The 24,166-nt window shown below is 70.4% G+C and carries 23 protein-coding genes; 9 read left to right on the top strand and 14 right to left on the bottom strand.

Annotation, left to right across the window (positions count from 1 at the left end; translation table 11 throughout):
- Positions 1 to 239 precede the first annotated feature (239 nt).
- Positions 240 to 2,654: an endopeptidase La gene (gene lon / locus AB0I98_RS11155; protein WP_362938626.1), complete on the top strand. Its 2,415-nt coding sequence runs from the start codon at positions 240 to 242 to the stop codon at positions 2,652 to 2,654.
- A 76-nt stretch (positions 2,655 to 2,730) separates the two neighbouring features.
- Here the strand turns inward: lon and AB0I98_RS11150 are convergent, their stop codons facing one another.
- Positions 2,731 to 3,573: a lysozyme gene (locus tag AB0I98_RS11150; RefSeq protein WP_362938623.1), complete on the bottom strand. Its 843-nt coding sequence runs from the start codon at positions 3,571 to 3,573 to the stop codon at positions 2,731 to 2,733.
- Positions 3,574 to 3,833: 260 nt separating this feature from the next.
- Here AB0I98_RS11150 and AB0I98_RS11145 point away from each other — a divergent pair, with 260 nt between their 5' ends.
- Complete coding sequence (locus AB0I98_RS11145) at positions 3,834 to 4,325, top strand: MarR family transcriptional regulator (protein ID WP_362938620.1); 492 nt, start codon at positions 3,834 to 3,836, stop codon at positions 4,323 to 4,325.
- Positions 4,326 to 4,358: 33 nt separating this feature from the next.
- On the opposite strand, the gene AB0I98_RS11140 is transcribed toward AB0I98_RS11145, so the two are convergent.
- Complete coding sequence (locus tag AB0I98_RS11140; protein WP_362938617.1) at positions 4,359 to 5,144, bottom strand: protein phosphatase 2C domain-containing protein; 786 nt, start codon at positions 5,142 to 5,144, stop codon at positions 4,359 to 4,361.
- 392 nt (positions 5,145 to 5,536) lie between these two features.
- Between AB0I98_RS11140 and AB0I98_RS11135 the strand changes: the two genes are divergently transcribed.
- Genes AB0I98_RS11135 through AB0I98_RS11115 form a run of 5 tightly spaced genes read left to right on the top strand, consistent with a single transcriptional unit; the run spans position 5,537 to position 11,205 of the window.
- Positions 5,537 to 8,350, top strand: coding sequence for a nitrate- and nitrite sensing domain-containing protein (locus tag AB0I98_RS11135; RefSeq protein WP_362938614.1), 2,814 nt, complete (start codon positions 5,537 to 5,539; stop codon positions 8,348 to 8,350).
- Positions 8,347 to 8,859, top strand: a complete 513-nt coding sequence (locus tag AB0I98_RS11130; protein WP_362938611.1) for a roadblock/LC7 domain-containing protein — start codon at positions 8,347 to 8,349, stop codon at positions 8,857 to 8,859. Before AB0I98_RS11135 ends, AB0I98_RS11130 begins: the two co-directional genes overlap by 4 nt.
- The gene (locus AB0I98_RS11125) at positions 8,856 to 9,278 is read left to right on the top strand and encodes a DUF742 domain-containing protein (protein WP_328438591.1); all 423 of its coding nucleotides are present in this window, start codon (positions 8,856 to 8,858) and stop codon (positions 9,276 to 9,278) included. The genes AB0I98_RS11130 and AB0I98_RS11125 overlap by 4 nt, the downstream gene beginning before the upstream one ends.
- The gene (locus tag AB0I98_RS11120) at positions 9,259 to 9,909 is read left to right on the top strand and encodes an ATP/GTP-binding protein (RefSeq protein WP_362938608.1); all 651 of its coding nucleotides are present in this window, start codon (positions 9,259 to 9,261) and stop codon (positions 9,907 to 9,909) included. The genes AB0I98_RS11125 and AB0I98_RS11120 overlap by 20 nt, the downstream gene beginning before the upstream one ends.
- Before the next feature lie 48 nt (positions 9,910 to 9,957).
- Positions 9,958 to 11,205, top strand: a complete 1,248-nt coding sequence (locus tag AB0I98_RS11115; RefSeq protein WP_362938605.1) for a styrene monooxygenase/indole monooxygenase family protein — start codon at positions 9,958 to 9,960, stop codon at positions 11,203 to 11,205.
- Here AB0I98_RS11115 and AB0I98_RS11110 read toward each other — a convergent pair.
- From AB0I98_RS11110 to AB0I98_RS11095, 4 genes are all read right to left on the bottom strand, one after another.
- Positions 11,202 to 12,314 (bottom strand): NlpC/P60 family protein, encoded by a 1,113-nt coding sequence (locus AB0I98_RS11110; protein ID WP_362938602.1) that lies wholly within the window; start codon positions 12,312 to 12,314, stop codon positions 11,202 to 11,204. The two genes, AB0I98_RS11115 and AB0I98_RS11110, sit on opposite strands and share 4 nt — an antisense overlap.
- Before the next feature lie 103 nt (positions 12,315 to 12,417).
- Complete coding sequence (locus AB0I98_RS11105; RefSeq protein ID WP_362938599.1) at positions 12,418 to 12,720, bottom strand: hypothetical protein; 303 nt, start codon at positions 12,718 to 12,720, stop codon at positions 12,418 to 12,420.
- 10 nt (positions 12,721 to 12,730) lie between these two features.
- On the bottom strand, positions 12,731 to 13,375 hold the full coding sequence (locus tag AB0I98_RS11100) for a helix-turn-helix domain-containing protein (RefSeq protein WP_362938596.1): 645 nt from the start codon (positions 13,373 to 13,375) through the stop codon (positions 12,731 to 12,733).
- 104 nt (positions 13,376 to 13,479) lie between these two features.
- Positions 13,480 to 14,418 (bottom strand): diiron oxygenase, encoded by a 939-nt coding sequence (locus AB0I98_RS11095; protein WP_362938594.1) that lies wholly within the window; start codon positions 14,416 to 14,418, stop codon positions 13,480 to 13,482.
- An 89-nt stretch (positions 14,419 to 14,507) separates the two neighbouring features.
- Between AB0I98_RS11095 and AB0I98_RS11090 the strand changes: the two genes are divergently transcribed.
- The gene (locus tag AB0I98_RS11090) at positions 14,508 to 15,617 is read left to right on the top strand and encodes a ferritin-like domain-containing protein (protein WP_362938592.1); all 1,110 of its coding nucleotides are present in this window, start codon (positions 14,508 to 14,510) and stop codon (positions 15,615 to 15,617) included.
- Here the strand turns inward: AB0I98_RS11090 and AB0I98_RS11085 are convergent.
- The 7 genes from AB0I98_RS11085 to AB0I98_RS11055 all read right to left on the bottom strand — a co-directional run bounded on the left by AB0I98_RS11085 (position 15,614) and on the right by AB0I98_RS11055 (position 22,286).
- On the bottom strand, positions 15,614 to 16,123 hold the full coding sequence (locus AB0I98_RS11085; protein WP_362938590.1) for a DUF3291 domain-containing protein: 510 nt from the start codon (positions 16,121 to 16,123) through the stop codon (positions 15,614 to 15,616). The genes AB0I98_RS11090 and AB0I98_RS11085 overlap by 4 nt on opposite strands.
- A gap of 66 nt (positions 16,124 to 16,189) precedes the next feature.
- Positions 16,190 to 17,647: a penicillin-binding transpeptidase domain-containing protein gene (locus AB0I98_RS11080; RefSeq protein ID WP_362938587.1), complete on the bottom strand. Its 1,458-nt coding sequence runs from the start codon at positions 17,645 to 17,647 to the stop codon at positions 16,190 to 16,192.
- The gene (locus tag AB0I98_RS11075; protein WP_362938584.1) at positions 17,644 to 19,008 is read right to left on the bottom strand and encodes an FtsW/RodA/SpoVE family cell cycle protein; all 1,365 of its coding nucleotides are present in this window, start codon (positions 19,006 to 19,008) and stop codon (positions 17,644 to 17,646) included. The genes AB0I98_RS11080 and AB0I98_RS11075 overlap by 4 nt, the downstream gene beginning before the upstream one ends.
- Before the next feature lie 43 nt (positions 19,009 to 19,051).
- Entirely contained in the window at positions 19,052 to 19,489 is a 438-nt protein-coding gene (locus AB0I98_RS11070) for an SH3 domain-containing protein (protein ID WP_362938581.1), read from the bottom strand.
- 202 nt (positions 19,490 to 19,691) lie between these two features.
- Positions 19,692 to 20,927 (bottom strand): ATP-binding protein, encoded by a 1,236-nt coding sequence (locus AB0I98_RS11065; RefSeq protein WP_362938578.1) that lies wholly within the window; start codon positions 20,925 to 20,927, stop codon positions 19,692 to 19,694.
- Positions 20,924 to 21,640 (bottom strand): hypothetical protein, encoded by a 717-nt coding sequence (locus tag AB0I98_RS11060; protein WP_362938889.1) that lies wholly within the window; start codon positions 21,638 to 21,640, stop codon positions 20,924 to 20,926. Before AB0I98_RS11060 ends, AB0I98_RS11065 begins: the two co-directional genes overlap by 4 nt.
- A 139-nt stretch (positions 21,641 to 21,779) precedes the next feature.
- Complete coding sequence (locus AB0I98_RS11055; protein ID WP_362938575.1) at positions 21,780 to 22,286, bottom strand: dual specificity protein phosphatase family protein; 507 nt, start codon at positions 22,284 to 22,286, stop codon at positions 21,780 to 21,782.
- Positions 22,287 to 22,384: 98 nt separating this feature from the next.
- Here AB0I98_RS11055 and AB0I98_RS11050 point away from each other — a divergent pair, with 98 nt between their 5' ends.
- Entirely contained in the window at positions 22,385 to 23,188 is an 804-nt protein-coding gene (locus tag AB0I98_RS11050) for a nuclease-related domain-containing protein (protein ID WP_362938572.1), read from the top strand.
- A gap of 78 nt (positions 23,189 to 23,266) precedes the next feature.
- Here the strand turns inward: AB0I98_RS11050 and ligD are convergent, their stop codons facing one another.
- Positions 23,267 to 24,151: a non-homologous end-joining DNA ligase gene (gene ligD, locus AB0I98_RS11045; RefSeq protein ID WP_362938569.1), complete on the bottom strand. Its 885-nt coding sequence runs from the start codon at positions 24,149 to 24,151 to the stop codon at positions 23,267 to 23,269.
- Positions 24,152 to 24,166 lie beyond the last annotated feature (15 nt).

Below are 24,166 nucleotides of genomic sequence, written 5' to 3'. Positions count from 1 at the left end.
GGCTGGTCGCGCAGTTCCCCGCGCCCCTTCAGCGCGTCTGCCCGTTTCGGGCGTCGTGTGGCACCGGGAATTCGCGGGCTCCTGTGGCGCTTCCCCGTATGGCCCACTTTCCCGTGCGCCCCAACCCCTTCACCAGCACCGTCACTTCGATCGCTGACAGCGAACACATGCTGGGGAACATTCGGAGGCTCACGAGCATTGAGTCGGCATAGCTCAACTTGACTGCCGAAGGGGAGATCATGGCTTCGACGTCCTCACCGCTCACCCTGCCCGTGCTGCCGCTCGACGACGAGGTCGTGCTGCCCGGGATGGTGGTGCCGCTGGACCTGAACGACACCGATGTACGGGCCGCGGTGGAGGCCGCCCAGGTCGCCGCGCGGTCGGAGCCGGGGAAGCCGAGGGTGCTGCTGGTGCCGCGCATCGACGGGACGTACACGGGCACGGGTGTGCTCGGGACCGTCGAGCAGGTCGGCCGGCTCGCCGACGGTGACCCGGGTGCCCTCATCCGGGGGCGCGGGCGCGTGCAGATCGGGGCCGGGACCACCGGGCCGGGCGCGGCGCTGTGGGTCGAGGCGACCAGGGTCGACGAGAGCGTGCCCGAGCCGCTGCCGGGCCACGTCACCGAACTGGTCAAGGAATACAAGGCCCTCGCCACCGCCTGGCTGCGCAAGCGCGGCGCCTGGCAGGTCGTGGACCGCGTGCAGGCCATCGACGATGTCTCCGCGCTCGCCGACAACTCCGGCTACTCGCCCTTCCTCACCACGGAACAGAAGATCGAGCTGCTGGAGACCGGCGACCCCGTCGCCCGCCTCAAGCTCGCCACCCAGCAGCTGCGCGACCACCTCGCCGAGCAGGACGTCGCCGAGACCATCGCCAAGGACGTCCAGGAGGGCGTCGACAAGCAGCAGCGCGAGTTCCTGCTCCGCCGTCAGCTGGAAGCCGTACGCAAGGAACTGCGCGAGCTGAACGGCGAGAAGGACGGCGAGGAGTCCGACGACTACCGCGCCCGCGTCGAGGCAGCCGACCTCCCCGAGAAGGTCCGCGAGGCCGCGCTCAAGGAGGTCGACAAGCTGGAGCGGTCCAGCGACCAGTCCCCGGAGGGCTCCTGGATCCGCACCTGGCTCGACACCGTCCTCGAACTGCCGTGGAACGAACGGACCGAGGACGCGTACGACATCCAGGGCGCGAAGGAGGTCCTCGACGCCGAGCACGCGGGCCTGGAGGACGTGAAGGAGCGGATCACCGAGTACCTGGCGGTGCGCAAGCGGCGCAGCGAGCGTGGCCTCGGTGTCATCGGCGGACGGCGCGGCGGTGCCGTACTGGCCCTCGTCGGCCCACCCGGCGTCGGCAAGACCTCGGTCGCCGAGTCGGTGGCGCACGCCATGGGCCGCAAGTTCGTCCGTGTCGCCCTCGGTGGCGTCCGCGACGAGGCCGAGATCCGCGGCCACCGGCGTACGTACGTCGGCGCGCTGCCCGGCCGTATCGTCCGCGCCGTGAAGGAGGCCGGGTCGATGAACCCGGTCGTCCTGCTCGACGAGATCGACAAGGTGGGCTCGGACTTCCGCGGCGACCCGGCGGCGGCCCTGCTCGAGGTCCTGGACCCGGCGCAGAACCACACGTTCCGTGACCACTACCTGGAGGTCGAACTCGACCTGAGCGATGTCGTCTTCCTCGCCACGGCGAACGTCCTGGAGGCCATCCCGGAGGCCCTGCTCGACCGTATGGAGCTGGTCCGCCTCGACGGCTACACCGAGGACGAGAAGATCGTCATCGCCCGCGACCACCTGCTCCCGCGCCAGCTGGAGCGGGCCGGTCTCAACGAGGACGAGGTCGTCATCGACGAGAGCGCGCTGCGCAAGCTCGCCGGCGAGTACACGCGCGAGGCGGGCGTCCGCAACCTGGAGCGCTCCATCGCACGGCTGCTCCGCAAGGTCGCAGCGCAGCACGAACTGGGTGAGCGGAAGCTGCCGTTCACGGTCGGTGACGGTGACCTGCGTGACCTGATCGGCCGGCCGCACCACGTGCCCGAGTCCGCGCAGGACCCGGCGGAGCGCCGTACGGCGGTCCCCGGTGTCGCCACCGGTCTCGCGGTGACCGGCGCGGGCGGTGACGTCCTGTTCGTCGAGGCGTCGCTGGCCGACCCGGAGACGGGCGCGGCGGGCCTGACGCTGACCGGCCAACTGGGTGACGTGATGAAGGAGAGCGCGCAGATCGCCCTGTCCTTCCTGCGCTCGCACGGCGCCGAACTGGAGCTGCCGGTGGCCGACCTGAAGGACCGGGGCGTGCACATCCACTTCCCGGCGGGCGCGGTGCCGAAGGACGGCCCGAGCGCGGGCGTCACGATGACGACCGCCCTCGCATCGCTGCTCTCCGGCCGTCTGGTCCGCACGGACGTGGCGATGACCGGCGAGGTCTCGCTGACCGGCCGGGTCCTCCCGATCGGCGGCGTGAAGCAGAAGCTCCTCGCGGCCCACCGGGCGGGCGTCACCACCGTCGTCATCCCCAAGCGCAACGAGCCCGACCTGGACGACGTCCCCGCCGAGGTGCTGGACAAGCTCGACGTCCACACCGTCACCGACGTCCGCCAGGTCCTGGAACTGGCCCTGTCGCCGGCCACGAGCGACGCGGCCCCGGAGGTTCCGGTCGCGGCGTGACGGGCGCGACCGGCAGGCAAGGCCCGGGTCCCTGTGAGGGAGGCCCGGGCCTTCGCCGTACGACGAGAAGTCAGCGTCAGCCGTTGGCGAGCGCGACGACCCTGTCGAGCGCGCCATTGAATTTGTTGTGGTCCCCGACCGTCGGCCCGGAGGACGTGTACTGCCACATCGTGTAGTACGACCATCCCGCCGGCAGCGTGCCCACGGTCGACGCGTATCGGGCGACCCACAGCGGGTTGGCGGAGGCGAAGCCGGCGTAGTTGCCGGTGCACTGGGTCCACCAGCTGGTCGCGGTGTAGATGACGGCGTCGCGGCCGGTGCGGGCCTTGTACTGGTTCAGGAAGTCACGGATCCAGCTGACCATGCCGCTCTGCGTCTTGCCGTAGCAGGTTGCGCCGTACGGGTTCCACTCGATGTCGAGCGCGCCGGGCAGGGTCTTGCCGTCGCGGGACCAGCCGCCGCCGTGGTCGACGAAGTAGTTCGCCTGGGCGGCGCCGCTGGTGGTGTCGGGGGTGGCGAAGTGGTAGGCGCCGCGCACCATGCCGACGTTGTACGAGCCGGTGTACTGCTGGGTGAAGTAGGGGTTCGTGTAGTACGTCCCCTCGCTCGCCTTCGTGTACGCCCACCGGACGCCGCTGCTCCAGAGGGTGGACCAGGCGACGTTGCCCTGATGGCTGGAGACGTCCACGCCCTCCGTCTGGGTGGCGCGGGTGTCGGCGGGCGGGCCGCCGAGCTGCCCGTCGTGGGCGAGGACGCCCATGCCCATGTAGGCGGAGCCGCGGGCCGGCTTGTCGGCGTCCGGCTCCTCGTCGGCGGTGGCTGGGGCGGCGAGGGCGAACAGGAGAGACAGGGCAGCGAGCAGGGTGCCGACGGCGGAGAGGCGCCGGGGGTGTACCGATCCAGGTCTGTGCACGGTCATAGCGTGCCTCCGAGGGCTCGGTTGTGCTCGGTGGAGAAGGCGATGGGGGGAACGCGGCTGCCGGCGCCGCGTCCGATGCGTATCTGGCGTGGGCATGCCAGGCAAGTTCCTGATAAGGAAGCTACGCACGTCGGGGAGCGGGTGGGAAGGGGGTCCGGGGGCTGCCGTTGGTCTACGCCTGCGAAATACTGACGGAGCTGCGGCTATGACTGCATTTGGCGGAAACTTTCAGGACCGGGAAATTCAAGGTAGGGGCTGACGTGCACGAAGACGGAAACGACGGCGGACGTCGAGTCGAATCCGACACGTCGCCGAGTGGTGTGGACCGGGAATTCCTGTCCCTGGAGCGGGAGTTGACCGTGCTGCTGCGCCGGGCCCGCGCCAACCAGGGCGAGATGGCCCGCGAGGTCCACCCCGACCTGGAGTCCGCCGCGTACGGTCTGCTGGTCCGGCTGGATGAACTCGGCGGCCAGCGCGCCACGGAACTCGCCGCGTACATCGGGGTCGGGAAGGCGACGATGTCGCGTCAGCTGCGGGCGCTGGAGGATCTCGGTCTTGTTGTCCGTGAGCCCGACCCGGCGGATGGGCGGGCCTGGCTCATCCATCTGACGGAGGAGGGTCGTGGTCGGGTGGGCAAGGTGCGGGAGGCCCGCCGGGCGCGGTACGTCAACCAGCTCGCGCACTGGGACCGCGGGGAGGTCGCCGAGCTGGCGCGGCTGCTGCATCAGCTGAACCGGCAAATGGAAAGTTGAACCGGCAGGCGGAAAGCTGATCCGGCGGCGCGCTCACAGCTCCGCGTACACCACCGTCGCATCGTCGTGCGTCTTGCTGCGCCGGAGGTACACCCGCTCCGTGTCCGCCAGTTCCAGTGCCCGTACCCGTGCCACCAACTCCCCGGCCCCCTCCTTGCGTACGAGGTCGAAGCAGTCCACCCAGTCGCCCGCGCCGAACTTCTCCACCCAGCGGGTCGCGCCGTCCGTGAGGGCGGCGAGGGCGCGGACCTCGTGGCGTGGCAGCACCCCCGTCACCGCCCGCGAAGCGACCGTCGGGTCCGCGGCGGCGGTGTAGAAGCCGCCGTCCTTGTTGCGGACGGTGGCGTCGGCGATGGCGTCGGTGGTGAGGGAGGTGCGGGGGAGGCGGGAGAGGCGGTCGTCGAGGAGGGGTGTGATCGTGCCGTCGGGGGATTCCACCAGGAGCGCCGAGTCGGAGAGGACCAGGTACTCCACCGCCTTCGCTGACCACCGCGCCAGGACCACGGTTGCCTGTGGGGTGCGGGGGTGAGAAAGGTCACAGGTTTGCGCGTGGGACTCGGCGGTACGCGCGATGGCGGAGGCAAGGGCTTCGGCCAGCGGAACATCCGGGAGGGAAACGGTCAGTTCGGTCAGGGCGCCGCCGAGACGTGCGCAGTACCAAGGGACGGAATGCAGACAGCCGGTCCCGTCCTTCGGGGGTGTCACGCCGTCCAGGACGACCACAGCGCCGCCCTGTCCGGAGGCCGGGAGGGCGACACTCGCGAAGTCCTCGTTGGGGTGGGTCGGATCGCCGGGCTCCGAGACAACTTCGGTTCGCATTCGGCCAGTCTCCACGAGCTCTTCACGAGGTTCGTCAAAGGGTCGCAACAGTCGCCGAGTTGGCGCACTCGTGCAGGACCCTCGCAGGTCAGAAGCCTGAAATGGGGTGGAATGGTTTCTTCCGGGAAGGCGTGGCGGCACATAGTGCCATCGTGCGCCGCAGACGTCCAACCGGCCCGCCGCCGGGGCCCGTCGGAGGCGCCGCGGGAACTTGCCCGCCCGCTGCCGACCGAGGTTCACTCCTTCGGGTGGCGGGTCAGGTGATGCGCGACCGCTGCCCACCGGCGTGGGAGGGTCGGGATCCGTACCGGGCGGACGTACCGGCTGGGAGCACCAGTTGACGCAGCGCCACCCGGGCCCAGGGGTATCACGAGTCAGGAATGCGAGCACCGGTGCAGAAGACGCGGCCTCGTCGTACAGGCAAGCAGACGGCCTCCCCAGGGGGCACGGAGCACACGTCGGACACACTCGCCGGCCAGGGCCGCCCGACCCACGTACGCAACCGGCTGATCGTCGCTGTCGCTGTGGTGGCCGCCGCCGTCGCCGGGGCCGGAGCGCCCTCGATCGTCGCCGCCTCGGGGCAGCTGAGCGACTCCCAGTCGCTGGTGACGCTCTCCGAGCAGACCGAGAGCGCCCTCACGCTCGCCCACTCGCTGGCCGACGAGCGGGACGAGGTGACCTCGTACATCGCGGCCGGCCGGCCCAAGTCCAAGGCGCCGAGCGAGCAGCGCAGCGTCCGCGTGGACCGGCAGGTCGAGGAGTTGCGCGCCGACCCGGACGCGCCCGCGTCGCTGCGGTCCGACCTCGACGGGATCGCGGCCCTGCGGAGAGCGGCGCTCACCGGAAAGAGCAGTGCTCTCGACACGCACGACGCCTACTCCGCCACCATCGCCGAACTCCACCGCCTCGCCGAGCAGCTGGCCGAGGAGATGCCGCCCCGCGCGGGCTCCGGCGCCTACGCCCTCGCCGAGCTGGACTCCGCCGTCCAGCAGGCCGCCGCCGCCCGCGGACTGCTCCTCGCCGCGCTCAACATCCCGCGCACCACCGAGACGGTCATCGACCCCATCACCGGTCTGGCCAGCACCGTCACCCGGTCCACCGACGCCGACACCAAGCAGCGTGACGCCCTCACCGGCGCCGCCCAGGAGGCCCGGCTGCGTTCCGACGCGGCCCTCGCCGAGTTCCGCGACACCGCGCCCAAGTCGGCCCGTACCTCCTACAGCAACACGGTCACCGGTCCCGAGGTCGACGCCGGCGAGAAGTACCTCGCCTCCCTCACCGACCAGCCCACCCTCTCCGACGGCGAACTCGGCACCAGTACCGAGAAGGCGGGCGCCGCCCTGTCCGCCCGTGTCGACGCGATGCGCGGCGCCGAGTCCGCGCTCTTCGACCGGCGCACCAAGGACCTCGCCCAGCTGCGCGACGACGATGTCACCGAGCTGGAGATCCGGATCGCCGTCCTCGGCGCGCTGGTCCTGCTGACCATCGGTATCGCCACGGCCATGGCGCGTACGCTCACCCGCCCGCTGTCCGTCCTGAAGCGCGGCTCGGCCCGGCTGGCGAACGCGGAGGATCCCGCCGCCGCGGAACCCGTCACCTTCACCGGCCGCAACGACGAGTTCGCCCAGGTCGTCCGCTCCGTCAACGCACTGCACGCGCAGGCCGCCGCCCTCCACGAGCGGGTCGCCACGCTGGAGGCCGACCGCAAGCACCTGGTCGGCCAGCGGCAGAAGATGGCCGACGCCCGCGAGCAGCTGCGGGCCGAACTCGCCGAGTCCACCGCCCAGTTGGACCGGCTGCGGGACAGCATCGGCACCACCTTCGTCAACCTCGCGCTGCGCACCCTCGGCCTCGTCGAACGCCAACTCGGCGTCATCGAGGGCCTGGAGGAGCGCGAGCAGGACCCCGACCGGCTCGCCACCCTCTTCAAGCTCGACCACTTCGCCACCGTCATGCGCCGGCACAGCGAGAACCTCCTGGTCCTCGCCGGCACCGAGCACGTCCAGCACAGCGCCGGGCCCGTGCCGCTGATCGACGTCGTACGGGCCGCGGTGAGCGAGATCGAGCGGTACGAGCGGGTCCGCATCGCCGCGCTGCCGCCGCATGCGCACATCGCCGGGTTCGCCGCGGACGACCTGAGCCATCTGCTCGCCGAACTCATGGAGAACGCCACCTCGTCCTCGCCGCCCGAGTTGCCCGTAGAGATCTCCGGCTGGCTCCTGGAGAGCGGCGAGGTCATGCTCTCCGTCCAGGACGAGGGCATCGGCATGACCGCCGACCGGATGACCGCCCTCAACGCCCGCCTAGCCGACTTCGACCCTGAGGCGTCGTACGACCAGCAGGGCGAGGAGGGTCTCGGCCTCGGCCTGTACGTCGTGGCCCGCCTCGCCCACCGACACGGCGTCCGCGTCCAGCTGCGCGAGCAGAAACAAGGCGGCATCACCTCGGTCGCCGTCCTCCCCAAGCCCCTCCTGGCCACCGCCCCGTCCGTCGAGGTCCCGTCGTCGTCTCCGGGCGCGGACGCCGAGGCCAACTCCAACGTCCTGCACGGCCGTTCGGAGACCGGCACCGACCCACTGGTAGCGCTAGCGGAGAAGGCCGTACGGGAAACGGGGAACGCCGAGAAGTCCGTACCGGATCCGGCGGGCCCAAGAGAGCACCCAACCGAAACAACGATCGAGCTCCTACTCCCCACCTCAACACCGCCCGACCCAGCGCCCGCACCGCCCGAACCAGCGCCCGCACCGCTCGAACCCGAGGCCGCACGGCCCGACCCCACGGCCGCACCGCCCGAACCCGCGGCCGCCGACGGCGAGGACGCCCCACAGGGGCCACCCGCACCCGACCACGAATCCCGCACGGGTGGTGCGGGTGGGAACGAACCCGCCGAAGGCGAAGCCGAGGCGGAACACCACCGCACCCCCGACGAGCCCGAAGACCGCGTCACCGACAAGGGCCTGCCCAAACGCACCCCGAAGATCACCGCACCCACATCGGTGCCCCGCCCGCGCAGCGGTTCCGTAGACGCCGAAGCCCTACGCCGCCGCCTAGGTGGCTTCCGCCGAGGAGCCGAGGCGGGCTACCGCGACGTAGAAGCGGAGATCGCCGAACAAACGGGCCAGCACCACGTACCCGGCGCGCCCACCACACACGCACCACAAGCCGAAGAAGCCACGGGGGGCACCGTCGAGGAGGCAAGCAGTTGACCGCGCCCAGTACCTTCGGAACCTTCGGACTGAGCAGTGAAGCCCGCAACCTGCACTGGCTGCTGACAAACCTGGTCGAGGAGGTCCCGGGCATCGAGTCGGTCGCAGTGGTCTCCTCCGACGGACTCCTGCTGCTCTCCTCCGACCCGGGCCGCAACGCCGCCGCCCGCGAGGCCCTCGCCACCCGCCCCACCGGCCCCCGCGGCTCCTCCGCCGACCTCGCCACCGTCGTCTCCGGCATCGGCAGCCTCACCATCGGCACCGCGAAGCTCATGGAGTTCGGCGCGGTGAAGCACACGATGGTCGCGATGGACGAGGGCAGCCTGTTCGTGATGTCGATCAGCGACGGATCGCTGCTCGGCGTGCACGGCTCGGCGGACTGCGACATGAGCGTAGTGGCATATCACATGGCACTGTTCGTCGGCCGCGCCGGACACGTCCTGACCCCCGAACTCCGCAGCGAACTCCGCCAATCCCTGGAAGCCGAGTCGACCGGGAGTGCCCGATGAGCAGCAGTGGTCCGAAGAGGCTCCCCGTCCGCGGCGCCGACCGCAAGCCCGCCCGCGTACGCCCGTACTCGCTCACCGGCGGCCGCACCCGCTTCGGGCACGTCCTCCTCGTGGAGACGTTCGTGGCGAGCACCGCGGCCATCGAAGCCCCCGAGGAGCGCAGGGAACTGACGAATGGTTCCCTCACCACCCGGGTGATGCCGGAGATGCGGGCCATCGTCGAACTGTGCCGCCGTATGCGCACGGTGGCCGAGATCGCCGCGCTGCTGAAGATGCCGCTCGGCGTGGTCCGCGTGCTCATCAGCGACCTCGCGGACCAGGGAAAGATCCGTGTGTACGGCACCGGAACCGGCCACGGCACCGGCCGGCCGGACCGGGCACTGCTGGAAAGGGTGCTGAGTGGACTCCGTCGTCTCTGACGCCGCGAGAGGCGTCTCCCCCTACGTCGAGCCCGAACCCGAGTCCGACGAGAACCTCCAGTCCTGGCAGACGCAGCTCGCCCGCGCCCCCGTCGCCACGAAGATCGTCGTCGCCGGCGGCTTCGGCGTAGGCAAGACCACCCTCGTCACGGCCGTCTCGGAGATCACGCCCCTCCAGACGGAGGCGCTGATGACGCAGGCCAGCGCGGACACCGACGATCTCACCGGCACCCCGGACAAGCTGACCACCACCGTGGCCATGGACTACGGCCGCCTCACGCTCGACGACGACCTCGTGCTCTACCTGTTCGGCACGCCGGGCCAGCAGCGGTTCTGGTTCATGTGGGACGACCTCGTGCGCGGCGCGATCGGCGCGGTGGTCATGGCCGACACCCGGCGCCTGAAGGACTGCTTCCCGGCGCTGGACTACTTCGAGAGCTGCGGGCTGCCGTATGTCGTCGCGGTCAACCACTTCGACGGCAGCGAGTGGTTCGAGCCGGAGGACGTGCGGGAGGCGCTCACGATCCCCGCGCACATACCTGTCATGATCATGGACGCGCGGCGCCGGATCTCCGTGATCGAGACCCTGCTGTCCCTCGTCGGCCACGCGCTGGACGTCACCCCTGAGTAATCGCTTGAGTAGTCGCGTGAGTAGTCGTTTTTAGGAGTCACCACCCGCATGCGGAAGATACTCGTCGTCGGAGCCGGCCAGTCCGGGCTCCAGCTCGCCCTCGGCCTCCAGTCGCACGGGTACGAGGTCACCCTGATGTCCAACCGGACGGCGGACGAGATCCGCAACGGCCGGGTCATGTCGACGCAGTGCATGTTCCACACGGCTCTGCAGCACGAGCGCGATCTCCAGCTGAACTTCTGGGAGTCCCAGGCCCCGAAGATCGAAGGACTCGGCGTCTCGGTCGCCGCCCCCGGCTCCTGGAGCGAAGGCCCCGCGGCCCGTGCGATCGACTGGGTGGGCCGACTCGACGGGTATGCGCAGTCGGTGGACCAGCGGGTGAAGATGGCCGGCTGGATGGAGACCTTCGCCCAGCGCGGCGGCCAGCTGGTCATCCACGGTGCGGCCGTCTCCGACCTCGACTACTTCTCCCGTACGTACGACCTGGTGCTCGTCTCGGCGGGCAAGGGCGAGCTGGTGTCCATGTTCGCCCGGGACCCCGAGCGCTCCCCGTACAGCGAGCCGCAGCGCGCCCTCGCCGTGGCCTACGTCCATGGCATGGGCCCGCGCCCCGAGCACCCCGAGTACGACGCGGTCCGCTGCAACCTCGTGCCCGGCGTCGGCGAACTGTTCATCATGCCGACGCTGACCACCTCCGGCCGCGCCGACATCCTGTTCTGGGAGGGCATACCCGGCGGCCCGCTCGACGTCTTCACCGGCGTCAAGGACCCGGCCGAACACCTCTCCCTGATCCTGGAACTCATGGAGCGGTTCACGCCGTGGGAGTACGCGCGGGCCACGAAGGTCGAACTCACCGACGCGGGCGGTGTGCTGAACGGCCGTTACACGCCGACCGTCCGCAAGCCGGTCGGCCGCCTTCCCGGCGGTGGGCTGGTGCTGGGCGTCGCGGACGTAGTCGTCGCGAACGACCCCATCACCGGTCAGGGCTCCAACTCGGCGTCCAAGTGCGCGGCTTCCTATCTCGCGTCGATTCTTGAGCACGGGGAGAAGGAGTTCGACGAGGCATGGATGCGGGGGACTTTTGAGCGGTACTGGGATACGGCGCGGCACGTCACCAAGTGGACCAACGCGATGTTGGCTCCGCCGCCTGAGCATGTGCTGAACCTTATTGGGGCGGCGGGGGAGTTGCCGCCGGTGGCGGATCGGTTCGCCAATGCGTTCAATGATCCGGCCGACTTTGAGGACTTCTTCTACGAGCCTGAGAAGACGGCGGCGTATTTGGGGTCTGTGGCCTAGTCGCCGTTGGGGGGTGTGGGGTCTGGCGGCTGCGGGTGCTTTGTGGCTGGTCGCGCAGTTCCCCGCGCCCCTTTGGGGCGTTCGTCTGGGCGTACTGCTCCAAGGATTGGGTTGGATGCGATCGGGGAAAGCTTGATTTTGTCGCCCGGTCTTGGGGCGTGTACGACCTTTCCGTCGCCCAGGTACATCGCTACGTGTGTGGCCTCCGGGAAGTAGATGACCAGGTCGCCGGGGCGCAGCTTTTTGAGGGGGATTCTCGGGAGTTGGGCCCATTGTTCCTGGCTGGTTCTCGGGATGGGTTTCCCGGCGTGGCTCCAGGCCTGGGAGGTCAGGCCGGAGCAGTCGTAGGTCTTCGGGCCCTCGGCGCCCCATTCGTAGGGCTTTCCGAGTTGGCGTACGGCGTAGCGCAGTGCCTCGTCGCCCTTGCGGGAGGGGGGTCGGTCGTCGTTCAGGGCGCCGGAGGCCATGAACTCCCGTTGGGCCTTGTCGGTGCCGCTCTTCTCGAATTCGGTGAGGGCGGTGAGCTGTTCGGCGGTGAGGGAGGCGAGGAGTTTCTCGACGTCGTGGAGCCGGTTGCGTACCTCGTCGCGCTGTTTCTTCTGCCGTGCGGCGAGGGAGAGTTGGCGGTCCAGGGCGGTGCGGGCCTTGTGTGCGAGGTCGTCGGCCTTGCGCTCGGTTCCGGTGAGCCGGTGCAGGGTCTCGGCCCGCTCCCGCGCCACCTGCCCGATCACATGCCCCTGGTCGAGCGCGTGCTGTGGATCGCGGGCCAGGAGGAGTTGTACGTACGGGGAGATGTCGGTGCTGCTCTGGTACTGCTGGCGCGCGAGCCGTCCGGCCGCCCCACGGCTGTCCTGCAGGGAGAGCCGGGCGCGGGCGAGCGCGCGGTCCAGGAGGTCGACCTCGGTGCGCTGCTTCTTCAGCTGCTCCTCGGTGGCGTTGTAGGTCTCGGTGGCCCGCTCGGCCTCCCGGTACAGCCGCTGAAGGTCCGTCAGCAGCCCGGCCACCGCACGGTCGCCAGGCTCAGGTACGGCCGCGGCGGGTACGGCCCCGAGAACGGCCTGGGTCGCCACCGCCGCCGTACAGACCAGACGCAGAAGGCGCCCTGACATGTCATCACCTCCGGTGCGGGGCGGCCCCTCCGCTCCGCACCGCGAGCATCAGACGGCCGCTCGCGTTTCGCGCGCGGGGTGTGCGCGGTTCGGCGCAACCCCGTCACTCGTCGGCGTCATCCCGCTTGCCGCCCGGCGTGGTGTCTGGCTTGGACCACGGCCACCGCAGTCCGCTGGCGCGCTTGCCCTGAGGGTCGTACTCGTACTTCCAGCCCTGCGTCAGACCGAGCCGCTTGCTGTGCCCGCGCGGGACCCTGCGGTAGACCAGCACGGTGGGCTCGCCGCCGTCGGGGGCCGGGACGGGGATGCGGTACGTCTTCGGCGGGTGCCCGGTCATGCCCAGCAGGACGGGCAGGACACGGCCGTCCATCGGGCCGCCCTCGAAGGGGGTGTCTTCGGTCTTCACGGCACCAGTCTCAGCCATCCGCCGCGAGGGCCTCGACCAGGGCGGCGGTCTGCGGATCGCGTGCGCCTGTCACCGTCAGCGCGGCCATGAACTGCTCCACCAGCCAGTCCCGCAGCTCGTCGAGCGGCGGTTGCTTGCCCTCGTCGAGCCAGATGAGCGAGGCCGCCTCCACGGCCGTGATCCACATCCGTACGGTCATCCGCAGCAGCAGGCCGGGCTCGGGGACTGCGAGATGGCTGAGGATGTGCTCGGCGGCGGCCCGGCGTACGCCGTCGACGATGGCCGTCGTACGGGACGTCTCGACGACGCTGCCGCCTTGGAGAAGGGCGCTGAAACCCGTGTCGTGCTCGTCGACGAAGGCGAGGTAGCGGTCGAGGGCCCGTACCAGCCGGGGCAGGCGGGGGCCCACGCGGGGCTCGTCGAAGCACTGCTGCAGTTCGTCGGCGGCGGACCTGAGGGCGGCTTCGTACAGCTGCTGCTTGCCGCCTGGGAAGTACCGGTAGACCAGGGGGCGGGAGACTCCCGCCGCCTCTGCCACGTCGTCGAGGGAGACGTCCTCGGGGGTGCGGTGCGCGAAGAGTTTCAGCGCGGCGTCGAGGAGCTGACTTCGTCGCTCCTCGACGCTGAGGCGACGGTAGGCGGGGGCGGCGGTCATGTGGTTCAGCCTAGTCGCCGTGGGTGGTGCGGATCGGTGGCGGCTGCGGGTGGTTTGTGGCTGGTCGCACAGTTCCCCGCGCCCCTTGAGGTTGGTCAGCGCACCTACGCGAGCAGCCCCGATGCCTTCCATAGCCGCCGCCCCACCCCTCGCAGCACCCCTATGTCGTCCAAGAAGTCCGTCAAGCGCTTCGCGCCCGTCTGCATGACCTCTCGGCGGTGGCCGCTGGCCTTTACCTGGGCCATGGCCTCGCGTTTGTCGAGGCCTACGTTTGTGTAGACCTCGGGGTTCACGAAGGCCACCGAGAAGATGCGGGCGAACTCGCCGGAGGTGACGCGGGTGAATTCCTGGGACCACTTCGGGGCGGTGACCATCTGGCGGCGGAGTTCCTCGCGGGCGTATCGGACGTGGCGGGCCTCCTCGACCACGTGGATGCGCGTGACGCCGCGGACGAGGGGCTGTACTCGCTCGTCCGGGAAGGTCAGCCGCTGCATCCAGTCGAGGACTTCCTCGCCCAGGAGGGTCGCGGTGAAGGAGCCGGGGGTGGTGGAGATGGTCTTGAACAGGCGGCCGAGGTTCTGGTGGACGCGGCTCACGGGGTACCACGGTGTGCCGCCGTGGGTGATCAGGCGGGCGAACATCTTCGAGTGCCGGCACTCGTCCTCGATCTCGGTCAGCGCGTAGCGCACATGCGCGCTCGTCGCCGCCTTGTCGTAGATGTGCCGGGTGAGCAGCTGCATCAGGATGATCTCGAACCAGATCCCGAGCGAGGCGAGCGCGGCGGCCTCGTGCTGGGAGAGCAGGATCCGCTGCTCCTCGCTCATCCGCTTCCACATCGGGGTGTCGTAGAGGGACACCAGTTCCGGCGGCCAGAACCACTTGCCCTCCTCGAAGGGCGCGTCCCAGTCCAGTTCCTTGTCGGGGTCGAAGGAGTGCTTGAGAGACGAGGCGAGCAACCGCTCTGCCACCTGCTCCCGGTCCTTGAGCAGGCCGAGCGCATCGCGCAGCCCGTCGAGCGCGTCGGCTTCGGTCACGGTCGTCATGCGCTTATGAGACCGCTTGTCAGCAAGCTCGTCAATCCCTTGCGCGCGACTTGTTGACCCTGCGTCTACCAAGTAGGAGCCTGCGATGCATGCCGACTGAAGACCTGTACGCCATGGACCCGGGAGACTCCCTCTGGCAGGTGCCGGCGACCGGCGCCGCCCGCTTCAGCTGGGAGTACGACGACGGGCGCGACCGCCTCCTCGCCCTCTACCAGAAGGGCAAGGACAAGCAGTGGGACGGACAGAAGCGGATCGACTGGGACCTGGAGGTCGACCCGTACGACGCGCTCGGCACCCCCGACGAGTCGATCAGCCTCTACGGCACCCCGTACTGGGCGAAGATGACGGACCGCGACAAGGGCGAACTGCGCCGGCACCTCGCGTCCTGGCAGTTCAGCCAGTTCCTCCACGGTGAGCAGGGCGCGATGATCTGCGCGGCCCGGATCGTCGAGTCGGTCCCCGACCTGGACGCGAAGTTCTACTCGGCGACCCAGACCATGGACGAGGCCCGGCACGCCGAGATCTACGGCCGTTTCCTGCACGAGAAGATCGGCCTGCTCTACCCGATCAACGACAACCTCCAGTCCCTGCTCGGCGACACGCTGCGGGACTCACGCTGGGACATGCCGTATCTCGGCATGCAGGTGCTCATCGAGGGCCTCGCGCTCGCCGCCTTCGGCATGATCCGCGACACGACGGACAAGCCCTTGCCGAAGCAGATCCTGGCCTACGTCATGCAGGACGAGGCCCGGCACGTGGCCTTCGGCCGGATGGCGCTGCGCGACTACTACCGGCAGCTCAGCGATGCCGAACTGCGCGAGCGCGAGGAGTTCGTCATCGAGGGCTGCTATCTGATGCGCGACCGGCTGCGGGGCGTCGAGGTGCTGGAGAACTTCGGCATCCCGAAGGCGGAGGCCGAGGAGTACAGCGAACGGTCCGAATTCCTCGCCCTCTTCCGCCAGTTGCTCTTCTCCCGCATCGTCCCCTGCGTCAAGGACATCGGCCTGTGGGGCAAGCGCCTCCAGCAGGCCTACGTCGACATGGGCGTCTTCGAAATGGGCGACTCCAACCTGGACCTGCTGATGGCCCAGGACGAGGAGATCGCGGAGAAGCTGGACGCGGAACGGTTCGCGGCGGAGGAACACGACCGGGTGGAGGAGGTGCGGCAGGCTATCGACCTGGGGGCAACTGATTCCTAGGCCCGGCAGCCGAGGTCGTCCGGGACCTCCAGCGCCACCGGCTGCGCCCCCTGCGCTGGGAACGACGTACGCAGAGTGAACGCGTACGGCGTCGGCCCGTTCGTGCGCAGGTGCAGCAGGCGGGACTCGGCCTCGGCGACCGTGGGCCGGTGGCCCGCCGGGACCCACCACATCGCCATCATCGCCTCCTCGACCCGCTCGAACCACTCCCGCCGACGCGCGAGCATCTCGCGGTGCCGGCCCTGGTACATGTACGCGGTCAGCGCGTCGGCGTCCCGCCACACCGACATGTTGATGATCAGCCACTCGTCGCCGAAGACCTGGATGTCGGTCGCGTCGCCGTCCTCCGACTGGAGCCGCCAGACGAATCCGTCAGCGGCGTCCGCATCCGCGTTGACCGGGTCGAGCGCGTCGACGAAGTCCTTCAACTCCGGGGAGTCCAAGGGGAACTTGAGGCGGGCGATGTTGACCTCGGCGAGTTCGTACGCGATGTCGGCAGTCGTCATGGACCGAACGGTAGGTCGGGAGGAGGGCCCACCGGTACCCCCGTCTCAGTAACCGAGCACGCCCGCCTACGAGTTCAGCACCGCCCGCATCACCGACCGCGCGATCGGCGCCGCGTCCCCGCCCCCGCTGATCTCGCCCCGCCGCGCCGACGCGTCCTCCACCACCACCGCGACCGCCACCTTCGGCTCCAGGTCGCCGTCGGCCTGCGCCCAGGAGACGAACCAGGCGTACGGCACCCCGGAGTTGTCGACGCCGTGCTGGGCGGTGCCGGTCTTGCCGCCGACGGTCGCACCGCGGATGGCGGCGCGCCGGCCGGTGCCCTCCGTGACCACGTCGGCCATCAGCTCCTTCATGCGGACGGCGGTCGACGGGTGCATCATCCGCCGCAGCGGACGCGCCCCGGCCGTCGCCAGCGTCGCCCCGCTCGCCCGGGTGGTCCGCTCGACGAGGTGCGGCGACCGCACCTGCCCGCCGTTCGCCACGGCCGCCGCGACCATCGCCATCTGCAGGGGCGTGGCCCGCGTGTTGTACTGCCCGATCGACGACAACGCGAGCTGCGCCCTGTCCACCGACGTGTCGAAGGTGCTCGGCGCCACCGAGAAGGGGATCTTCACCTCGGTGTCGTTGAATCCGACAGCCTCAGCCGTCCGCGCCATGTCCTCCACACCCACCCGCACGCCCAGCCTCGCGAACACCGTGTTGCACGACCACACGAACGCCTCCCGCAGTGAGGCGTCCCGGCAGCCGTCGGCCTCGTTCGTCAGCGAGGTCCTCGTGCCGGGCAGGGTGTACGGGTCGGGCGAGTCCGTCGGCTCGTCCAGATCCTTCAGCACACCGGCGTCCAGCGCCGCCGCCGCGGTCACCACCTTGAAGGTGGAGCCCGGCGGATACGTCTGCCGCACCGCCCGGTTGAGCATCGGCTTGTCCCGGTCGCCGTTCAGCCGCTCCCAGGACCGCTTCGCCGCCAGCCCGTTCCCGGACAGGACGGCGGGGTCGTACGACGGCGTGGACACCAGCGCCAGAATCCGCCCCGTCGCCGGCTCGATGGCCGCCACCGCGCCCTTGCGCCCGCCGAGCCCGGTGTACGCCGCTGCCTGCGCGGCCGGTTCGATGGTCGTCACGACGTCGCCGCCCGCGTTCTGCGACCGCGTGAGGTCGTTCCACAGCGGGAACGGCGAGAGCATCGGGTCCGTGCCGGACAGGAGGTCGTCCTCGGCGTGCTCCAGGAGCGTCGTGCCGTACACCTGCGAGGCGAAGCCCGTGACGGGCGCGTACATCGGGCCGTGCGCGTACGTCCGCTCGTAGCGGAGCTGCTCGCCGGTGTCCTCCGAGCCGGTGAGGCGGGCGCCGTCGGCCAGGATGTCGCCGCGCGGCTGGCCGTAACGGGCGATGTTCTGGCGGCGGTTGGCCGGATTGTCGTCGTAGGACCGAGCCTGGAAGACCTGGATGCGGGCGGCGTTCACCAGGAGCGCGACCAGGAGCAGGGCGCAGAACACCGCGGCGAGTCTGATGTACCGGGTCATGGGGCGACCTGCCCGTCGTACTGCCGCCGTGCCGAGTCGCTGACCCGGACCAGCAGCGCCACGATCGCCCAGTTGGTGACCACCGACGAGCCGCCCTGCGCCAGGAACGGCATCGCCATGCCGGTCAGCGGGATCAGGCCGGTCACCCCGCCCGCGATCACGAACACCTGGAGCGCCACGATCGACGCGAGGCCGACCGCGAGGAGGCGGCCGAACGGGTCACGCAGGAGCAGGCCCGCCCGGTAGCCGCGCTCCACCAGGAGGCCGTACAGCAGGAAGATCGCGGACAGGCCGGCCAGCCCCAGTTCCTCGCCCGCCGTCGCCAGGATGAAGTCCGACTTGGTGGCGAAGCCGATCAGGATGGAGTGGCCGAGCCCCAGGCCGGTGCCGAGCACGCCGCCCGCCGCGAAGGCGAACAGGGACTGGGCCAGCTGGTTGGCGCCCTGGCCCGCCTCGATCGACGCGAACGGATGCAGCCAGTCCTCGACCCTGCTGTGCACATGCGGCTCCAGCCAGCCGACGGCCACGGCACCGAGCGCGGCCAGCAGCAGGCCGACCGCGATCCAGCCGGTGCGGCCGGTGGCGACGTACAGCAGGACCACGAACAGACCGAAGAACAGCAGCGACGTCCCCAGGTCGCGCTCCAGGATCAGCACCCCGACGCTCAGCAGCCAGATGGCGACGATCGGGCCGAGGACCCGCCCGGTCGGCAGCTGCAGGCGCCAGATGCGGCGGCCGGTGTAGCGCAGCGCGTTGCGGTTGGCGGCGAGATACGCGGCGAAGAACACCGCGAGCAGCACCTTCGCGAACTCGCCCGGCTGGATGGAGAATCCCGCGATCCGGATCCAGATCCGGGCGCCGTTCACCGCCGGGAAGAAGATCGGCAGGGTGAGCAGGGCGAGGGCGGCCACGACACACACGTACGCATAGCGCTGGAGCACCCGGTGGTCGCGCAGCAGCAGCACGACGACGATGAACAACCCCACGCCCAGCGTCGACCACACCAGTTGGGTGGGCGCCGCCCGGTCGCCGGGCGTCTCCAGGTCGAGCCGGTAGATCAGCACCAGGCCCAGCCCGTTGAGCAGCACGCCGATCGGCAGCAGCAGCGGGTCCGCGTACGGGGCCCGCAGGCGGACCGCACCGTGTGCCAGCAACGCCAGCACGCCCAGCCCGGCGCCGTAACCGGCGGCGCCGGGCGGGACGGACCCGTTCTTCGCCAGGCCCACAGCGCAGTAGCCGTACACCGACAGGAGTACGGCGACGACGATGAGGGCGAGTTCGATGCCACGGCGCCGGGGGAGGCGTACGACGAGCGCGGAACGGTCCGTCGCTGCTTCCAAGGTGCTTCCGGCCTTGCTCATGTCCGGAACTTACCCAAATAGCATGTCTTATGGCCCTTCGTCATCAGCACCAGCGCGGCGCAGGCCCGATATTGTCGATGAACCGCGCCGCACCCCAGGCCCAGGTGCCGTCCGTGAGGAGGTACCAGAGCGGGTTGCCCTGGATGCTCTGCCCCGGCGTCTTGCAGAAGATGGACACGACATCGCCCCGGTGAACCGCCCGGATCGGCCGACTGCCCCGAGTCGGCGCACTGCGCAGAATCAGCCGGTCGACGGTGACGACACCCCGGTACCGGCGCGGATCGCGATAAGCCCCCTGGCCACCGAACTCCTCGAATCCATCGTCGCCCTCGAAGCTCGAGTTGCCACTGCTGAACTCCGAGTCACCTCCGCTGCCCCATTCGTCGTCCGCGACGGCGGGTGTGATGGCGGTCGCGCCGGCGAGCGCGACGACAGCAGCAGTCATGGCGAGACGGCGGGTGAGGCGGGTGCGCAGAGACATGGCGAGTACCTCCATAAATGGGGCGAAGCTGACTAGTCGCCACATTAGGAGCGAGGGTGGAGGGCCGCGCGTGCTGATGGGCCATAGGAGAAGCGCCCCGAAGGGGTGCGACTCCTAGGGGCGCGGGGAACTGCGCGACAAGCCTCCACAACCCGCAGACGGCGAACAACCCGTAGTTCCGAGCTCTTGGTTCTCGGCCTTGCTAGCGCAGCGTCAGCGTCGCTACGGCACCCCCATCCGCCGCATTCGCAAACGTCAGCCGCGCCCCCAACACCTCCGCCTGCCCCAACGCAATCGTCAGCCCCAGCCCATGCCCCCTGGTCCCACCCTCCGTACGAAACCGCTGCGGCCCATGCACGAGCAGATACTCCGGATAACCGTCCCCATGATCCCGGACGCTGACGACCGGCCCATTCACCGTGAGAACAACCGGCGGCCGCCCATGCCGGTGCGCGTTGGCGACCAGATTCCCCAGCACCCGCTCCAGCCGCCGCCGATCCGTCTCCACCCGGGCATCCCGGACGACCCTGACCTCCGTGTCGTTCCCGCCCGCCCGCACCACCCGCTCCACCAGCGCCCCCAACTGCTCGGTGTCCAGGTCGAGCCGCTCCCGCCCGGTGTCGAGCCGGGAGATCTCCAGCAGGTCCTCGGTCAGCGTCCGCAGTGCCGCCACCCGGTCCCGTACCAGTTCCGTCGGCCGCCCCGGAGGGAGCAGTTCCGCGGCGGCGTGCAATCCAGTGAGCGGCGTGCGCAGCTCATGCGCCACGTCCGCGGTGAACCGCTGCTCGCTCAGCAGCTTGCCCTGCAGCGACGCCGCCATGGAGTCCAGCGCGGCGGCGACCGCGGCCACCTCGTCCTGCGGGCGGGTCGGATCCTTCGTACGGGGGTCGTCGACGCGTGCGTCCAGGTCGCCGCCGCTGATCTGCCGGGCCACCTGCGCGGTCGTATGCAGCCGCCGCGTCACCCGGGTCACCGCGAACGCGCCCACGAGCAGCGTCGCCCCGATCGCCAGCCCCGAGGACCAGATGATCGCCCGGCCGAGGTCGTCGATGGTGCGCGCCTGCTGCGAGTAGTCGACCTGCACGGCAAGCGCCCGACCGCCGTCGGCCGGGCCCGCCGCCCACATCGTCGGGCGCCCCTCGTGGTCGGCGACCATCGTGCCCCGCTCACCGGCGACCGCCAGCTCACGCAGTGACTCGGGCAGCCCGTCCGGGTCGACGCCCACGCCCGGCATCAGCCTGTCCCCGGCCTCGAACGCGCTGGTCGCCTCGTCCAGCCGGGACAGCGCGAGGTCACGGGCCTGCTCGACCGTCTGGTTCGACACGGACACATGGACCAGGACGCCGAGCAGCGCGGCCAGCGTGCAGCACATCACCGTGATGAACACGGCCGCCTTCACGGCGAGCGTCCCGGACCAGCGGGGGAGCCCCAGCCTCATCGACCACTCGCCGAAGCCGAAGCCGAAGCCGAAGCCGAAGCCGAAGCTGATGCCGACGGCGATGGCCGTGCGCTCCGCTTGGTCGTGCCCGTACGCAGCATCTCGTCATGCGTAAGCAGCATCGCGCGCTGGTTGGCGTCCCAGGTCCACTGGAGGCGGTACTCGTAGCCGGCCACCTCGGACGGCGACCGAATGATCACGGACCGTCCGGCCAGCTCGACCGCGCTCATCGCGTCCTCCCAGCGCATGACCCGCACCAGCCGCCCCTTCTCGACGGTGTAGACGCGTACCGCCGTCAGGGTGCCCGGCAGCTGCCGGAAGCCCAGCGTCAGATCATCGCGCCCGTCGCCGGTCAGATCGCGGTAGTACGGCTTCAGGACCGGGCACCTGGCCCGGTTCCCGCCCGTCGCGCAGTCGGCCATCCGCTCGCCCGTCTCGTGGTACGGCGCCCCGGCGAGGTAGTCGTCCGGGCTCGCGGTGATCTCGGTCCGTACGATCGCGACCGGATCGACCTTGCGGAGGTCGCCGCCCGGCACACCGACGCCCTTGATCACCTCGCGCTCCACCTCACCGATCTCGAAGGCGGGGGAGGACGCCGGCGGCAGCTCGGGCCAGAGCCGGACCGGACTGACCGCGGTCGGGGTCGGGCCCGCGCCGTGCAGCCCCCCGGTGTCGCCGCAGGCCGCGGTCGTCGCCGTGAACGCCGTGAACAGGGCGGCGAGGGCGAGGGCCCGGGCGGGGCGGCTGAGGGGCACGGCACTCCTGTGGTCCTGGATGATCGTGGGCCCCGTACACCTTATTCGCGGGGAAGTCCTTTTTGCGTGCAGGGGCTGTGCGGCCTGCGCACCGGCGTTATTCGGCCAGCTCCTCCAGCAGCCGGGCCGTCGACAGTCCCGCCCGCAGGTACGCGACGAACAGCTCATTGTGCAGTGCCCAGGGCGAGCGATGGGCGCGGATCAGCCGGATCGCCTCCTCGGCGGAGCAGCCCCGCCGGACCAGGGTGTGCGCGATGACAAGGCCGGAGCGGTTGTAGCCGTGATAGCAGCGGACGAGGACGCTGCGGCCGGCGTCCAGCGCCTCGCTCGCGGCCTGCGCGAGCCGCATCACGCCCGCGAGCTGCGTGCCGTCCAGCGGTCCGTCCGGAATCGGCCACACATGGTGCTCCACACCCGGGTCCGGCCCGTGCCCCGGCAGCCGGAGGAGCGTCTGCACGAGATCGAACTCATCATGGACGACGACGAACTCCACCTGGCCCGAGCCGTCCCTGAACTCGTGCCCGCCCATCCACAGGCCGGGCACGATCTCGCTCCACGGGCTGTCCGGAGCAGGTACGTCGGGCTGGTTCCCGCGGGTCCGCAAACGAGCCTCCCCAAACCCATGCCAACTCATCCCAAAGGTAACCGGGTTCTTGCCCCTGGAGCACCCCGCCTGGTCCCATGGTCATGGGGTGATGGTGCATGAGCCGACTGCGCGTCATACCGACCTGGCGGCACGGCCAGGAGCGGCTGTATGTATGCCTCACGGACGGGCGGAACATCGCCTGGTACGACAGGGAGGCGGCCCGGGTCAACCTGCTCAGCGACGACCACAGAGAGGGCGTACTCGAAGCCCTCGGCCCCTTCCTGACCGGCCCCGTCACCGTCGGCCCGCCCCCGGTGCCGACCCCCGCGGAGCTGGCCCGCCTCACCCTCCACCCGGACGACGACCTGGCGCCCAACCGCCCCGGCGAGGCCCTCCACATCGCCCTGGACCGGGACCCCGGACCGGCCCACCGGCTGCGCCCCGACCCGCGCCGCCGGGCACTGGCCGCCGAGCAGGCGGTGGGGGAGGCCCTGGAGCGGCTGGACGGCGCGGGCTGGCACGCCCTGCACTCCATCCCGCTGCCCGGCGGCGACCGCGTCCACCACCTGGCGATCGGCCCCGGCGGACTCTTCGCCATCCACACCGTGTACGCCCGCAAGACGCGGGTCCTGATCGCCGACCCCATGGTCACCCTCGGCCGCCGCGAAGCCCGCCCCCTGCTCCGCCGCGCCCGCGCCGACGCCGACCGCGCCTCCTACGCCCTGACCGCCGAGGTCCACCCGGTCCTGGCCGTGGCCGGCCCCGCAGACGTCCAGATCACCGCCCCCCTCCGCGAAGTACGCGTCTTCCAGGACACAGAACTAGGAGGCCTGGCCCGCCTGGGCGGCGTCCTCAAACCGGCGGACGTGGAGGCGTTGCACGCGATGGCCCGGGACCGCCACACATGGGAACGGGTGTAAAGCGCCCCAAAGGGGCGCGGGGAACTGCGCGACCAGCCACGATGGCGCAGCAGCCGACCGACAACAGATCGCTTTAGTTCATGACGGCACAGGACCGGCGTGGGCCGAGTCGAGCAGTGGCGCCAACAGATCCCCATAGTCCTGCAGCCGAGGTCCGAGATCCGCCGCCGCGAACGCCATCTGCCCCGGCGCCGCACACTGCTCGACCTCCTCCCAGGTCACCGGCGCCGACACCAACGGCTGGGCCCGCGCCCGCAGGGTGTAGGGCGTCGCCGTGGTCTTCCGCGCAGCGTTCTGGCTCCAGTCGACGAACACCTTCCCGGGCCGCAGACTCTTCGTCATCCGGTGCACGACCAGCCGCGGCAACGCCCGCTCCGCCTCCACGGCGAGTCCCTTGGCGTACTCGCTGACCTGCTCGGACGACGCGGACCGCACGGCGGCCAGCAGATGCAGCCCCTTGGCCCCGGACGTCTTCGGCCAGGCCTCGATCCCGTCGGCCGCGAGCCGGTCCCGCAGCCACAGGGCGACCTGACAGCACTCCACGACCGTCGCCGGCGCCCCCGGATCGAGGTCGAACACCAGCCGGTCCGCCTCGCCGGGCGCCCCGATCAGCCACTGCGGGGTGTGGAACTCGGTCACCAGATTGGCGGCCCACATCAGACTCGCCAGATCCTGTACGAGAACCATCCGCGCCGGCCCCTCCATCCTCGGCACCTCGGCGGTGGTGACCCACTCCGGCGTACCCGGCGGCACGTTCTTGGTGAAGAACCGCTGCCCGTCGGGCCCGTCCGGATACCGCAGAAACGACACCGGCCGGTCCCGCAGATGCGGCAGCAGCACGTCGGCGACGGTCGCGTAGTAGTGCAGTACCTCGCCCTTGGTGAACCCGGCGGCCGGATACAGCACCTTCTCCAGATTGCTGAGCGCGACCCGCCGTCCCTCTACCTCGGTGATGGGCGCCATAAGTCGAGTCTCACC

Source organism: Streptomyces sp. NPDC050211 (assembly GCF_040656035.1).
GTDB lineage: Bacteria > Actinomycetota > Actinomycetes > Streptomycetales > Streptomycetaceae > Streptomyces.
Note: the sequence above shows the minus strand (reverse complement) of the source record. Positions and strands in the feature narration are given on the sequence as shown.